Annotated in this window: 12 protein-coding genes and 1 pseudogene; 4 read left to right on the forward strand and 9 right to left on the reverse strand. The window is 62.8% G+C overall.

Annotated elements, in window-relative coordinates:
• Window positions 1-172: 172 nt before the first annotated feature.
• From AB3X86_RS30455 to mnmC, 7 genes are all read right to left on the reverse strand, one after another.
• A complete protein-coding gene (locus AB3X86_RS30455) occupies window positions 173-1285 on the reverse strand; it encodes an NADH:flavin oxidoreductase/NADH oxidase (protein ID WP_368598818.1) in 1113 nt (370 codons plus the stop codon).
• Between the two features lie 109 nt (window positions 1286-1394).
• A complete protein-coding gene (locus AB3X86_RS30460; RefSeq protein WP_368598819.1) occupies window positions 1395-2108 on the reverse strand; it encodes a glutamine amidotransferase in 714 nt (237 codons plus the stop codon).
• A 142-nt stretch (window positions 2109-2250) separates the two neighbouring features.
• Complete coding sequence (locus AB3X86_RS30465; protein WP_368598820.1) at window positions 2251-2889, reverse strand: MarR family winged helix-turn-helix transcriptional regulator; 639 nt, start codon at window positions 2887-2889, stop codon at window positions 2251-2253.
• A 569-nt stretch (window positions 2890-3458) separates the two neighbouring features.
• Window positions 3459-4574, reverse strand: coding sequence for a YbdK family carboxylate-amine ligase (locus AB3X86_RS30470; protein ID WP_368584851.1), 1116 nt, complete (start codon window positions 4572-4574; stop codon window positions 3459-3461).
• A gap of 87 nt (window positions 4575-4661) precedes the next feature.
• A complete protein-coding gene (locus AB3X86_RS30475) occupies window positions 4662-5867 on the reverse strand; it encodes a cation:proton antiporter (RefSeq protein ID WP_176109903.1) in 1206 nt (401 codons plus the stop codon).
• 124 nt (window positions 5868-5991) lie between these two features.
• On the reverse strand, window positions 5992-6540 hold the full coding sequence (locus AB3X86_RS30480; RefSeq protein WP_368598821.1) for a hypothetical protein: 549 nt from the start codon (window positions 6538-6540) through the stop codon (window positions 5992-5994).
• Window positions 6541-6838: 298 nt separating this feature from the next.
• On the reverse strand, window positions 6839-8806 hold the full coding sequence (gene mnmC, locus AB3X86_RS30485; protein ID WP_368598822.1) for a bifunctional tRNA (5-methylaminomethyl-2-thiouridine)(34)-methyltransferase MnmD/FAD-dependent 5-carboxymethylaminomethyl-2-thiouridine(34) oxidoreductase MnmC: 1968 nt from the start codon (window positions 8804-8806) through the stop codon (window positions 6839-6841).
• A 230-nt stretch (window positions 8807-9036) separates the two neighbouring features.
• Between mnmC and AB3X86_RS30490 the strand changes: the two genes are divergently transcribed.
• Together AB3X86_RS30490 and AB3X86_RS30495 are read left to right on the forward strand one after the other, a co-directional pair.
• Window positions 9037-9234, forward strand: coding sequence for a hypothetical protein (locus AB3X86_RS30490; protein WP_176109901.1), 198 nt, complete (start codon window positions 9037-9039; stop codon window positions 9232-9234).
• A gap of 18 nt (window positions 9235-9252) precedes the next feature.
• A complete protein-coding gene (locus tag AB3X86_RS30495) occupies window positions 9253-9531 on the forward strand; it encodes an HU family DNA-binding protein (protein WP_013090989.1) in 279 nt (92 codons plus the stop codon).
• A 99-nt stretch (window positions 9532-9630) separates the two neighbouring features.
• Here the strand turns inward: AB3X86_RS30495 and AB3X86_RS30500 are convergent, their stop codons facing one another.
• Window positions 9631-10992 (reverse strand): GTP-binding protein, encoded by a 1362-nt coding sequence (locus AB3X86_RS30500; RefSeq protein ID WP_368598823.1) that lies wholly within the window; start codon window positions 10990-10992, stop codon window positions 9631-9633.
• A gap of 144 nt (window positions 10993-11136) precedes the next feature.
• Complete coding sequence (locus AB3X86_RS30505; protein ID WP_176125355.1) at window positions 11137-11580, reverse strand: lytic transglycosylase domain-containing protein; 444 nt, start codon at window positions 11578-11580, stop codon at window positions 11137-11139.
• 497 nt (window positions 11581-12077) lie between these two features.
• On the opposite strand from AB3X86_RS30505, the gene gspD reads away from it, so the two are divergent.
• Together gspD and AB3X86_RS30515 are read left to right on the forward strand one after the other, a co-directional pair.
• Window positions 12078-14507, forward strand: a complete 2430-nt coding sequence (gene gspD, locus AB3X86_RS30510) for a type II secretion system secretin GspD (RefSeq protein WP_368598824.1) — start codon at window positions 12078-12080, stop codon at window positions 14505-14507.
• A 5-nt stretch (window positions 14508-14512) separates the two neighbouring features.
• Window positions 14513-14861 (forward strand): annotated as a pseudogene (locus AB3X86_RS30515) (type II secretion system protein GspE); the annotation flags it as partial.

A 14861-nucleotide genomic window follows, 5' to 3' on the forward strand; every position in this document is an offset into this window, starting at 1 on the left:
AATCGTCAGGCGCGTCTCGCGCGCGGCTTTTTCTGACGCGAATAGCAAACGCGGCGCCCTGCGAGCGCCGCGTCGACTTGCGACGCGCATCGCGCCACAACCGGCATCCTACACGCTGTCCACGGCTTCCTTCAACCGTCAGCCGATGCGTGTGTTCAACGTGCGACGAGCGTCACCGTTGACCGAACGTAATGTCGCCGAACAGCGCTTTCTGGTCGCGCGGTTGCGAACGCCAGTACTGCGGCGGCGCTTCGACGGTCGCGCCGAGGTTGGCGGCCGCATGCCACGGCCAGCGCGGGTTATAGAGCAGCGCACGAGCCAGCGCGATCAGGTCGGCATCCCCCGCTTCGATCAGCTGCTCGGCGTGCAGCGGATCGGTAATGAGCCCGACGCCGATCGTCGCGAGACTGGTTGCGTGCTTGACCGCCTTCGCGAATGGAATCTGATAGCCCGGCTCGAGCGGAATTTTCTGCAGCGGCGAAACACCGCCCGACGACACGTCGATCCAGTCGCAGCCGCGCCTTTCCAGCTCGTGCGCAAACGCGATCGTGTCTTCCAGCGTCCAGCCGCCTTCGACCCAGTCGGTCGCCGACACGCGCACGCCGACCGGTTTGTCGGCAGGGAATGCGGCCCGCACGATGTCGAAGATTTCGAGCGGGAAACGCATGCGGTTTTCCAGCGAGCCGCCATAGTCGTCGGTGCGCTGATTCGCGATCGGCGACAGGAACTGATGCAGCAGATAGCCATGCGCGGCATGCATTTCGAGCGCATCGATGCCAAGACGCGCGGCGCGGCGCGCAGACGCGGCGAACGCCTCGCGAATCCGGTGCAGGCCGGCGACATCGAGCGCAAGCGGCGGCTCCTCGCCCGGCTTGTGCGGCAGCGCCGACGGTGCATGCGGCAGCCACCCGCCTTGCGACACCGGAATCAGCTGGCCGCCTTCCCACGGCACATGGCTCGATGCCTTGCGGCCCGCGTGCGCCAGTTGCATCGTCACGTTGATGTGCGAATGCTTGCGGATCGCGGCCAGCACCGGCACGAGCGCCTCTTCGGTCGCGTCGTCCCACAAACCGAGATCGCCGGGAGTGATGCGGCCATCCGGTTCGACGGCGGTCGCTTCGATGCACAGCATGCCCGCGCCGGACAGCGCGAGGCCGCCGAGGTGAATCATGTGCCATGCGGTCGCTTCGCCGCGCTCGGCGGAGTACTGGCACATCGGGGAGACGACGATACGGTTGGGAAGCGTCACGCTACGCAGCGTGAGCGGAGAAAAAAGCGCGCTCATGGATTACGTCCAGTGAAAGCCCGAGAGCGATCGAGCATAGCACCGCACGCGGTTTGCTGCAGAAAGGGGGCACCACGCTGGCCACTTACGTCGCCATGCGGCCAGCCATTCAGACCTTCGTCTCGACCTGATCGAGCCATTCGCCGAACATGCGGCACCCGGCGGCTTCGAGCGCGGGACCGTATCGAGCGGTGTCGGCGCGCAACTGACGCGCGTCGATGCCGTGACCCGACAGTTCATTGGCATTGCCAATCAGCCAGGGTTCGAACCGATCGGTGCGGATCTCGGGATGACACTGCAAGCCCAGCACGTGATCGCCCCATGCGAAGGCCTGATTCTCGCAGGCCGGAGTCGATGCGAGACGGGTCGCGTTGGTGGGCAGATCGAAGGTGTCGCCGTGCCAATGCAGCATCGACGTATGAGCGCCATCGAGATGACGCAGTGGCGAGGCGCGGCCCGCATCGGTCAGCGTAAGCGGTGCCCAGCCTAGTTCGGCCTGAGCCGCGGGGTAGACGCGCGCACCGAGCGCCCGGGCGATCAGCTGTGCGCCAAGGCAGATACCGAGTGTCGGCAACCCGGCCGCGATGCGCTTTTCGATCAACGACAGCAGCGGCGCTAGCGTGGGGTACAGCGCATCGTCGGTGGCACTGATGGGGCCGCCCAGCACGACCATCAGCGACGCGGCAATCGGATTGGGCGCCTCGATACGGGCGACGCCCACGTCGAGATAGCGGACCGGACGCCCGCGCTCGCCGAGCACGAGCTCGAGACTGCCCAGATCCTCGAAGTGCACATGGCGGATGGCGAGTACTTCCCGATTCATCGGCCTGCCCTATCTTCAGGTTGACTAACGACTTGCCGCCAACGACTTTTTCCTTGCACGGCACCAGCCGGCAAGCGGGCGGCTTATACCGCCCGCGGTAGCCGGCCAGGTCATGGTAGCGGATTGTTCCGGAAGACGCAGGTTATTGGGCGAAGATCTTCCAGGTCTTCTTCTGGGTGGCTACGTCCGCCGTTTCGTGCACGGAGCAGTCGAGACGCACATCGGTATCCGACATGTTCAGGTCGAGCAGCGCGCAATGATGCGGCGTCTTCTTCGGATTCTTGCTTGCCTGGAAATGCGTGCAGCTCAGGCACATGCGATGCGACGGAATCGTGTTTTGCGCTTCGAGCTGATAGATGGTCTTGAGCAGCGTGCGATAGAACACGGACTGTTCGTCCTCGCGCAGCGTGCCGACCGCCTTGGACAGGAAGTCCGGCCATTGCGCGGCGCGTTTGGCAGCGGTGCGGCCACGCGAGGTCAGGCGTACCGCGAGCGCGCGACCGTCGTCGAGTGCGCGACGCTTTTCGACGAGACCCTTGGTCTCGAGCGTGCTGACCGCATCGCTGGTGGTCGCGGCGGTCAACGCCGTTTCGCGCGCGATCTCGCCGAGACGCATCGGCCCCTTGCGTTGCATCAACAGCACGAGGATCTCGCCCTGGGTCGGCGTCAGGCCCGCGCCTTCCGCCCATTCCCAAGCCTGGCTTCGCATCGCCGTGCTCAATCGCAAGAGGCTGTGGGTCACTCGCCCGTTTGCCCGTTCTCCGTATACGCCTTCGCTCATAATCTTCGATTCGTTTATTTACCGCTTTGGTGCGATGCCGGCGGTTGCCTGCCGGGGTACGTCCGTCGCGTGTGTGGGTAGCTTCGTCCAACTGCGGATGAAGCCGTTTGTACTATCTCAAAAATACACCGCCTTGGAAGCCGAAGGCGGCGAAAAACGACATTCTATGCGAGACCTGCAAATCGTACAGCTAAGTTATCCAACGCGAGCTGTGGATAAGCAGGGGAAAACGTTTGGATAGCCTGTGTACCGTTTTGCAACAAGCACTTGCAGCGTGTCGAGCGTTTCCTCGGTTGCGCTTGCCAGGCGTGGCCGGAGCGTCTCTCGTCAGCCTGGTTACCAATTCCCCAGAGCATTGACTTTGCAGGTATTTATTCAGTTGTCCACAGCCTTTGGCAACGCCTGCTTACTGCCCCTAGGCTGGTATACGTAAACTTTCGACAAACCTGAAGGGTTGCGCGCACGAAAAGTCGTAAAAATTTTTTTACGAAAAAAAACCCGCGCGGGGCGGGTTTCGTCGGAACGTCGCGTAACTGCCGCACGCAAACGGTTTCATGAGGTGTTCGCGGCTAGGCTCGCCACTGCAAACACTGTTGCCGAACCGCTTCATGCAAGGACTTCTCCTGCGCAAACACGCTGCGCAGCCACGTCGCGTCGTTGACCTGGCCACGCGCGATCGCGCCGACTTCGGCCAGCGCATTGACCGAGCCGAGCGCTTCTGCATGCGATCCGATCTGTTCGAGCGTTTCGAGGATATCTTCGGAAATCGTCTTTCGTTCACCGGTTTGCGGATTGATGCAGGTGCCGCCGAGTCCGAAACGGCAGGCTTCGAAACGGTTGAACGTGTAGACCAGATAGTCGTCTTCCTGCGGCGTGATCGGCTTGTCGAGCAGCAAATGACGCGCGAGCGTCTGGATGTAGCAGGCGATCGCCGCGGCGCGATCCACCGAAAACGGCGTATCCATCACCCGAACCTCGATCGTGCCGAACCCCGGCTTCGGACGGATATCCCAGTAGAAATCCTTCATGCTGTTGACCACGCCCGTGTGGACCATCTTCGAGAAATACTCCTCGAAGCTGTCCCACGTCAGCACGAACGGCGCGCGGCCCGACAGCGGAAACGCGAACACGGAATTCAGTCGTGCCGAATGAAATCCGGTATCGACACCCTGTACGAAAGGCGACGACGCGGACAGCGCAATGAAATGCGGGATGAAGCGCGACATCGAATGCAGCAGATACAGCGCGCTGTTCGGATTCGGGCAACCGATGTGCACGTGCTGGCCGAACACCGTGAACTGCTTCGCGAGATATCCGTACAGTTCGGAAAGATACTGAAAACGCGGCGTATCGACGATCTGCCGCTCGCTCCATTGCTGGAAGGGATGCGTGCCGCCGCCGCACAGACCGACGTTCAGATGGTCGGCCGCGGATACCAGCGTGTCACGAATCTTGCGCAGATCGGCGACCGCCTGTTCGTGCGACGTGCAGATGCCGGTCGACAGCTCGATCATGCTTTCGGTGATTTCCGGCGTGATGTTGCCGGGGATTTTTTCGTCCTTGATGAGACGCAGCAGATCGGTGCCGGCTTTGGTCAGATCATAGTCGTGCGTATTGACGATCTGCATTTCGAGTTCGATACCGAACGTGAACGGTTTCGAATCGATGAAGGGTTCGAGTGACATGGCGTCCCCTGAGTCAGGTCGTTTGAGGCGAAGGAATTGAAAAGACGGGTTCGTGAAACGCGCATGGCACCCACGCGCGTTTCACGCTCACCCCACGCGCCGCTCGGCGACGAGCGCGAGGCTGCGATAGACGAGCCACGGCCCGAGAATCTGCAGCACGAAAATCGAACACATGACGATCGCGCGCAATTGCGGATCGAAGCTCGGATACAGGTTGTACGTGTCGTCGACGAGCAGATACGCGAGCGCCGACATCGGCGACAACGACAGGCCGAGCGCGATGCCCTGCTTCAGATTCAGGCCGCTCGGCTTCGCGAAAGCCAGCACGCCGACAAGCTTCGCAACGAGGCGAGCAACGATCAGGCCCAGCGCCGCGACTCCGCCCAACGCGATGTGCCTCCATTCGAACGACGTCAGCGTCAGCACGAACAGGATCACCGTCAGCAGCCACCCCGCGGTGCCGAAATGCTGCGGCCACAACTGCGGACGCGCTTCGTGATTCTTCACGATGATGCCCGCGGCGAGCAGCGCGAGAATCGTCGATAGCTTGAACAGATGCGCGATTGCGATCGCAAGCAGCACGAGGCCGAACAGCGCGACGAACGAATGCTCGTCGTGCATGTTCAGGCGCCGATAGAAGAACGTGCAGGTGCGCGCGAGCAGATATGCGAGCACGAGCGAGCCGACCAGCAGGTACAACGGCTGCAGGATCGTCGCGAACACGTTGCCGTAAACCTCCTGATGCAGCCAGCTCGACACGAGCTTTTCGATCACGACCGCGTACATGCTGTTCAGCGCGGTCAAGGTCAGAAGACGCTGCGTGACCTGGCCTTCGGCGCGCAGTTCGGTTTTGAGCTGGATCACCATCGCGGGAGATGTCGCCATCGCGATCGCGGCCAGTACGGTCGCGACCATCAGCGGCACGTGCAGGAATAGGAGCACCGGCAGCACCAGCACGAAAGTCAGCGTGGCTTCGGCCACGCTCGACAAAATCAGCCACGGATTTCGGCGGATCCAGCGCAGATCGAGTCGGCTGCCCAGTTCGAACAGCAACAGGCCGAGCGCGACGTCGAGCAGCGGCCGCGCGGCGCTCGCGGAATCCGCATCGATTACGCCAAAACCGGCCCCGCCGGCTATGAGGCCGATCACCGCATAGCCGGAAATGCGCGGTAAACGCCACGCGCGAAAGCAAAGCTCGCCGCACAGACCAGCGACAAGCAACGCGAGACCTGCCCAGAAAATGGCGTCGGGTGAAAGCGGCCACGCTGGCAGAAACGAAAACGCCGAATTCATCGTAATGGGTTCTCCTTGGCAGCAACGGCAGACGACACGAACCGGCGCACACGCACGCCGTAGCACGAGCGAACCGAGAGCGCTCGTTGTCGCAAGCGCTTCGCGAAGTCAGCGTTGCGAGGTTTCAATGATCGGATGATCGGAATGCGCCGCGGCCGCAAAAAACCGCACAGAGTCGGGCACATTCACGGGATGCGGCAGTAGCAACAGGCACGGTGAAGGAACGCCGTCGACCTTGAATCAGATTCTGTTTGACCGGCACCGTTCCGTTGCTGCGCGTGCCGTCAGATGCGGTGGCACGACGCGGAAAAGAACCGGGATTGTGCCATAGCTTGTTCCGCGTTAACCGAAAAGACGTTAACTCGCTGGCAAAACGGTAAAAAAGTACGTTATTTTCATACCGAACGGAAAAAGCGACCTTTTTTCGAGGTATCCCGTCGATTTCAACAACATCACGAACGGTGAATCCGCTCCCTGGCATTACGTTCGCGTGTGTGACCTTGATGCGCGGTTTGGTCTGCGTTTTTTCGCGCTCTTCCCAGGTTAACGGCGCGCATCGAGTAATCCGTTTACGTGAGCTCGAACGAACTTCATCCAGCCCGATAGGCGGGGCGCTAGCCCCGTCTTTGCTGTTTATTGGTTTACCGTATGTATACGTAGTAACAGTTAACAAGCTGCCTCGGTTTCTGTGGATAACCTATGTTTACCGAAATAAATCATTAGGTTGTCGGCCGCATAACCGGATGGACAGCATGTGCGGCTGCGGCCGGTATACGCGAGCAACTTTTCGCACTTTTTCGCGATGTCCCAGTTACCCCGTTTACGTCCACAACGGCTCCACACCACTTGCGCCGGTTAACTGCGCGGTTATCCACAGGTTGCGGTGGATAAGCGGAGGTGTCGGTTAATGTGGTTTACAGCGCGGGCGGAGTTAACGTGCCGGGCGTTAACTCCGCGATGGTCGAAGCCGGTTAACCGATCGTCCCCTGTCGCAACGAACGCAGCAGAAAACGCGCGGGGTCAATGTCCTCGGCGAGATCGCGTTCCAGCGGCCACGGCTCGCCTTCGATCTGTGAGGCGATCAGTTCAGCGCCGAGCGCGGCCCATACCAGCCCGCGAGAACCATAAGCGAATGCGCCGTATAGACCGTCGACGCGCGGCAGATCGAGCGGCCATGCGCCGCGCAGGCGAGCAGCATCGCGTGCGGCAGCGGCTTCGTCGGCGAGCTGGCCGATCATCGGCATGCGGTCCGAGGTCACGCAGCGAAACGCAACGCGACCGCTGAGCGAGGTCAGCGACGCGTCATCGAGTGCGCTTGCGAACGACGGCAGCATCTGCGCGACGCGCTCGAGATTCTCGCGGTGGCCGTCCACGCGCAGCGACGTGTCGGGGTCGTCGAGCTCATAGGTCGCGCCTGTCAGCGTGACGCCGTTCGCGAGCGGCACGGCATAGCCTTCGCCGATCACCGGCAGCGCCAGCGGCGCGACGGTCCCCGCCGGGAGCAAGCTCAACTGACCGCGAATGCTGCGAGTCGGCGCATGACGCAAGCCAGCGATGCGCGCAGCTTCATGCGCACCGGCGACGATCACGACCGGCGCTCGCGCGACCACTTTTCCCGCGATATCGAAGACGGTCCACTGGTCGCCGCAACGTTCGAGCCGCGCGACGTCGACGCCGAAGCGTCGTTCGAGCAAGCCGCCTGCCGATGCCAATTGCGCCGCGCAAAGAGAGGCGGGATCGATCCAGCCGCCGCGCGGAAAGAACCAGCCGCCACGCGCGAGCGGCATGCCGGCGAGTTGCGCTGCATCGGCCGCGGAGACCGGCGTCACGTAGTCGGACGGATAGCGAAACGTGGCGATGGCCGCGCCCATCGCGCGCGATTCGTCGTCGTCCGCGGCGATCTGCAGCAGGCCGCGATCTCCGCGGGCCAGTCGATGCCCTGCGTTTTCGAGTGCGGTCCAACGATTGAGCGAGTACAGAAAGCCCGCCCGCGTGACGCGCGACGCGACACTGTCGTCGCGCGAAATCATTGGGTGGAATACGCCGGCCGGATTGCCCGACGCATCCTGCGCAACCGACCCGTGCCGCTCGAGCGAAGTCACGCGCCAACCGCGTGCCGCAAGCCGCTCGATCACTGCGCAGCCGGCCAGCCCCGCTCCGATCACGACCGCATGTCGTTCATCATGGCCGAACGGCGCGGGCGGTTCATAACGGCGCACACGCCAGCGCGGCGCGAAGCGTCCGACCAGCATCGCGCGTTTCCAGCCGAAGCCGTCGACCTTGCGATATTCGAAGCCGCATTGCGTCAACGCGCGTTTGACGTCGCCCGCGCTGCTATAGGTGGAGAAGGTCGCGTCGTCGCCGGCGACGCGCGCCAGCGCCTTGAAGATCGCCGGACTCCACAGTTCGGGATTTTTCGCGGGCGCGAAACCATCGAGATAAAAAGCATCGGCACGCAGCCGCAATGCGGGCAGGCTGTCGAGCGCATCGGCGAAGATCAACGTCAGCACGACGCGGCCGCCTTCGAATTCCAGCCGGTGCGTACCGGGCACGAGCATCGGCCATGCGTTCGCGAGCGTGTCCGCGAGTTGGGCGATGAGCGGATCGGAGATCGTCGATGCGTGGACGCGGCGCAGATCGGCGGCGATAAACGGATGCTTCTCTGTCGACACGAAATGCAGCCGCTCGCAGCGTGCGGGATCGGCGCGCCACGCGGCCCACGTGACGAGAAAGTTGATGCCGATGCCAAAGCCGGTTTCGAGCACGGTGAAGGTTCGACGGCTCTGCCATCTTTCGGGCAATTCGTTGCCGCGCAGAAAGACGTAGCGAGCCTGCTCGAGCGCACCGACGGCGCTGTGATAGATGTCGTCGTAGTGCGGTGAAAAGGGGCTGCCGTTGTCGCGGAAAGCGAGGACGGCGGGGATCAGCGGATCGGTCATGCGCGACGGGAAAACACGCTCAAAAGATCGCTCGAAAGAGCGGGTTCGATGGTCGGAGTCGGCCCGCGCCGCGCGCGAGTCGCCGCAAAAGACCCATCAGGACGCTTTCAGACGCTTTGCTGCGTTGGCAAAAACCAACGCTAACCCCCGCCAGGACTGGGTTTCAGCCCTCGTTTAGGGGGTGCTGAAGGGCAAAATTTCGATTTACTTGCAAGAACGGCCCGAAAACCGTGCAATTCCTCGAAACCCTTATCCTGATTGGGTTTGCGCTGCGCTATCATAGCAAGCGCCGCGAAGGGAGCGGCAGCACGGCCGCCGAACAGTATCCTGTCCGGCGTGGGAGATCTTCAGGATCGGGGCCGCAGCTGCTCGACGGCGCGGTGCGCGCACGTATAATCGGCGCGGTCGCGCTGTTCGTATCAACCTAAACTCAGAAAGGAACCTTAATGAACAAACAGGAACTGATCGACGCTGTCGCAGGACAGACGGGCGCCAGCAAGGCTCAAACCGGTGAAACGCTGGACACGTTGCTTGAAGTGATCAAGAAGTCTGTGTCGAAGGGTGAGGCGGTCCAGTTGATCGGCTTCGGTAGCTTTGGTTCGGGCAAGCGCGCAGCGCGTACGGGGCGTAATCCGAAGACCGGCGAAACCATCAAGATCCCGGCTGCCAAGACTGTCAAGTTCACTGCAGGCAAGGCGTTCAAGGACGCAGTCAACAAGCGCTAAGCAGACTACTGCCGGGCAGTTGACACCCGCGAGAAAAACCCGCCAGTGGCGGGTTTTTTTTCGTCCGTGCATGAGGTTCGAATGCGCGGCGTGCTTCGTTCAGTCATGAGGATGCGCGTTCTTGCCGTGGTCATGTCCACAACGCTCGCAGTCGTCGCCGTGTCCGTGATGTTGATGGTGATGCTTGTCGTGATCGTGATCGTGATCGTGGTCGTCGAACTCCCATGCCGGGAACGGATCGGGGAACTGCTGCCAGGCTTGCGGCCCGAGCGCGTATTCGTCGTCGGTGAGCAGACAGGCATCGAACTTCGCGCGCCAGAGGGCGGGGTCGATATCGACGCCGATCAGGGCGAACTCCTGACGACGATCGCCGATGCTCATATCGTCCGGCTCGCCGTACCAGTCGGCGGCGATTTCGGCGGCCAGCTCGTCGTCGCCTTCCGGCCATTCGCTGCGGTCCTGGGCGGCCCACCACATGCCCGCGGGGCCGTGCCGGCAAGCACCACCGGCCTGCGAGAGCGAACCGCCGATATCGTTGCGCGTCGCGAGCCAGAAGAATCCCTTGCTGCGCAGCACGCCCTTCCACTCCTGGTGCAGCAGCTCCCATAGCCGCTGCGGATGAAACGGCCGGCGTGCGCGATAGACGAAATAGCCGACGCCGTATTCGTCGGCTTCGCTGTGATGCATGCGGCCATCTTTACCGCCGTGCTGATTCTCGTGCTTGTGCTCGAGCGCCGCGAGCCAGCCCTGCGCATTCGACGCTTCGTCGAAATCGAAGCGTCCGGTGTTCAGCACCTGATCGAGCGGCACGTCGGCAAAGCGGCTCACGAGCTGCACCGCGCGCGGGTTCAGGCGCGCGAGGATGCGCTGCAAACGCGCGAGCTCGTCCGCGCTGACGAGATCAATCTTGTTCACGACGAGCACGTCACAAAACTCGATCTGCTCGATCAGCAACTCCACGATCATGCGGTCATCGCCTTCATCGACCGTGACGCCGCGTTCGGAGAGCGCATCGGCAGACGCGTAATCGCGCAGAAAGTTGAACGCATCGACGACCGTGACCATCGTATCGAGCCGGGCGGCTTCGCCGGGCGATGGGGCTTCGTCGCCATCGAATGTGATGGTCTCAGCAATCGACATGGGCTCGGCGATGCCACTCGATTCAATCACCAGCACGTCGAAGCGCTTTTCGCCGGCGAGGCGACGGATTTCGCTTTGCAGATCGTCGCGCGGTGTGCAGCAAATGCAGCCGTTCCGGAGTTCGACGATCTGCTCGTCGACGCCCGACAGCTCGGCCGCATCACGCACGAGCGTCGGGTCGATATTGACGTCGGCCAGATCGTCGACGATCGCGGCGACGCGCAAACCGGCGGGATTCGCGAGGATGTGGTTCAGGAGCGTGGTCTTGCCAGCGCCCAGAAAACCGGAGAGCACGGTGATGGGCAATAGCGGCTGGTTCATCGCGGTACGAAATACGGGAAGATTGGAAGGCGTGCCGGGCGTGGGGCCAAATCGTCGGCGTCGCTGCGACGGCGCGAAAAAGCACGAAGTCGCATTGTGCATTAAAATGCGTGCGGCTCGTGCGAGCGACAGCGTTGGAATGGCTTACTGCGCGGGCATCAACTTCCAGCTGCGCAGAATTGCAGCGATCTGTTGCGCGTATTTGTCCCGCAACGTCGGCGTCTCCGAGTGGTATGCTCCGACCGCCTGCCAGGTATTGCCGTACTTGTTCATCTGGCGGCGCAGATGCCACGCCGCGATGTAAACGTTCTTGCACGGCTCCATCAGCGTGCCCTGCGAGATCCCGTACTGGGCGAGCACCGGCAGATGCACGGAATTGATTTGCATCACACCGTAGTCGGTCGAGCCGTTCGCGTTCTTGTGCTGCGCATCCGGCCGGTTGTGCGACTCCTGCCACGCGATAGCCCGTAAGATCAGCGGATTGACCTTCTGGTACTTCGCCGCTTCATCGAAGCAGTCGGCGCGCGCGGAACCGGCTGCGGCGAGCAGCGCGAGCGTGGCGGCAACGGTGAGGAGCGGACGTTTCATCGGTCAATAGGACTAAGCAAACCCGAGGTAAGAATCGGTAAGGCAGTTCACCGACCGCGTCTCGGCCGCAACGGCAAGCTGGCCGGGCGTTTGTCGAGCATCGGGGAAAACCCGCGTCAGCAAACACATAACAGTGGGTCGAACGGCTCGTATCATACCGGCAGTCCGACCTTCGTCAAGTTGGCTAACCGACATAAGACCGTACAAAGCCGGGTAATGGCGTGAGTGTGCGGTGACGGGTAGCTTTCAATTTAATAACAGCCCTGCGATCGTCGTGGATTCGCATGAGGCCCCTTGTTTTGTTTCAATTCCGACATGAAAAGCTGTTACTGTTCGATTTTTTCGGACGTCGGGACGCTGGAACTCGAAGCGAAACTCGCTTTTAGGGCCGGCTCAGAAACCGACCAGGCGGTAGCTTGCCGCCGGGTCCGCATCGCATGACCGTCGGTGGCCAGAGGCTGCCGGCATCGATATCACATCCCATGAGAAGAAATTGTATGACTTTGCGTCGGGTGGCAACGGCGCTGCTGGTGGCTGGACTGATCACCGCGCAAACTGCACAGGCGCAGGTGACACTCAACTTCGTCAACGCCGACATCGACCAGGTCGCCAAGGCGATCGGCGCGGCGACCGGCAAGACGATCATCGTCGATCCGCGGGTGAAGGGGCAACTGAACCTCGTGTCCGAAAATTCCGTGCCTCAGGATCAGGCGCTCAAAACCCTGCAGTCCGCGCTGCGCATGCAGGGGTTCGCGCTCGTGCAGGATCATGGCGTGCTGAAAGTGGTGCCCGAGGCCGACGCCAAGCTACAGGGCGTGCCGACCTACGTCGGCAACGCGCCGACGGCGCGCGGCGACCAGGTCGTCACGCAGGTCTTCACACTGAGGAATGAGTCGGCCAACAATCTGCTGCCGGTTCTGCGTCCGCTGATCTCGCCGAACAACACGGTCGCGGCCTACCCCTCCAACAATACGATCGTCGTCACCGACTACGCCGACAACGTGCGGCGCATCGCACAGATCATCGCGGGTGTCGATAGCGCGGCCGGCCAGGCGGTTGCAGTCGTGCCGCTAAAGAACGCGAATGCGATCGACATCGCGCAGCAGATGAACAAGATGCTCGATCCGGGCTCGATCGGCAGCACGGACGCGACGCTCAAAGTGTCGATCTCGTCCGATCCGCGCACCAACTCGCTGCTGATGCGCGCGTCGAACACCGCACGCCTCGCGGCGGCCAAGGAGCTCGCCAAGCAGCTCGACATGCCGACCGCGATGCCGGGCAACATCCACGTCGTGCCGCTACGCAATGCCGACGCGACGAAGCTCGCGCGCACGCTGCGCAGCATGCTCGGCAAGGGCGGCGGCGAGGGCTCGTCGGGCGGCGCGAACGAGGCGAACTCGTTCAACCAGAACACGAGCGGCGGCGGCGGCGGTGGTGGCGGCGGTGGCGGTCTGTCGAGCAGCAGCTATTCGACGGGCTCGTCGGGCACGCCGCCGTTGCCGTCGGGCGGCCTCGGCGGCGGCTCGATGAACTCGCCGATGGGCGGCGGCGCTTCGGGCTCGAGCAGTAATACCGGCGGATTTCTCGGCGGCGACAAGGAAAAGAGCGAGGATCAGGGCGGCGGCATGATTACCGCCGATTCCGCGACCAACTCGCTGATCATCACCGCGCCCGAAGCGACGTACCGCAACTTGCGCGCGGTGATCGACCAGCTCGATGCGCGTCGCGCGCAGGTGTATATCGAGGCACTGATCGTCGAGTTGAACTCGAATACGAGCGGCAACCTCGGCATTCAGTGGCAGGTCGCGAACGGCAACCTGTTTGCCGGTACCAACCTGGCGACTGGCTCGGGCAACAGCATCATCAACCTGACGGCCGCGGCGGCCGCGGCTGGTTCGACCGGCGGTCTCGCGACGGCGCTAGGCAGCCAGGGCCTGCAACAGGGCCTGAACGTCGGCTGGATCCACAACATCTTCGGCGTGCAGGGTCTCGGCGCACTGCTGCAGGCGCTGTCGCAGACCGCAGACGCGAACGTGCTGTCCACGCCGAACCTGATCACGCTCGACAACGAAGAGGCGAAGATCATCGTCGGTACCAACGTGCCGATCCAGACCGGTTCGTACTCGAACCTGACGAGCGGCACGACGAGCGCGGCGTTCAATACGTTCGACCGGGTCGACGTCGGTCTGACGCTGCACGTGAAGCCGCAGATTACCGACGGCGGCATCCTGAAGCTGCTGCTGTACACGGAAGATTCGGCGATCGTGAACGGCACGAACAACGCGGCGACGAACCCGGCGGGCCCCGAATTCACGAAGCGTTCGATCCAGTCGACCGTGCTGTGCGATAACGGCGAGATCATCGTGCTCGGCGGCCTGATGCAGGACAACTACCAGGTCAGCAACAGCAAGGTGCCGCTGCTTGGCGACATTCCCTGGCTGGGCCAGCTGTTCCGCTCCGAGCAGAAGACGCGCAACAAGACTAACCTGATGGTGTTCCTGCGTCCGGTCATTCTCGCCGACCGCGACACCACGCAGGCCGTCACGGCGAACCGCTACGACTACATCCAGGGTGTGCAGGGCGCGTACCGTCAGGACAACAACATCATGAGGGATCGCGACGATCCGGTCGTGCCGCCGATGCCGCTCGGCCCGAGCCAGGGCGGGGCGCCGGCGATGAACCTGTTCGACCTGAACCAGATGCGCCGCCAGCAGATGATGCCGCAGCAGGCACCGCAACAGATTCCTCAACAGGTACCGCCGCAGGCCGTACCCCAAGCTGGCGCGCCGGCCGTCCCGCAAGCTGGCGCGCAGACTACAACCCAACTCGTGCCGCAGACGGTGCCGCAAACCATGCCGCAACCGGCCGTCGTCGAGCCGGCGAGCGGCCCGCTGCCGAGCACGGTGTCGCCGGGAGCGCGTCCGTGACGCAGATGCCCGCGCAAACCGCGCCCTCGCAACGTCCGCTGAACGGCGATGCCGCGGCCGGCGAGCGCGCGGCACCCTCGCCGCTTGCCGCCCGGCTCGTGCCATACGGTTTTGCGCGCAGCGGCCAGATCCTGGTCGCGCATCAGCATGCCGATAGCCTCGAAGTCTGGATCAGCGAACGCACGAGCGAAGCCGCGCTTGCCGAAATCGCGCGCAACTACGGCGTAGTGTCGGTCGTGCGCGTGCCCGCCGACGATCTCGCGCAGGCGATCAACCAGGCCTATGCGCGCCAGGACGGCAGCGCCGCGCAGGTGGTCGGCGAAGTGGAAGGCGAAGTCGATCTGTCGCGGCTGA

Origin of the sequence: Paraburkholderia sp. BR14374 (genome assembly GCF_040948685.1) — a bacterium.
GTDB lineage: Bacteria > Pseudomonadota > Gammaproteobacteria > Burkholderiales > Burkholderiaceae > Paraburkholderia > Paraburkholderia youngii.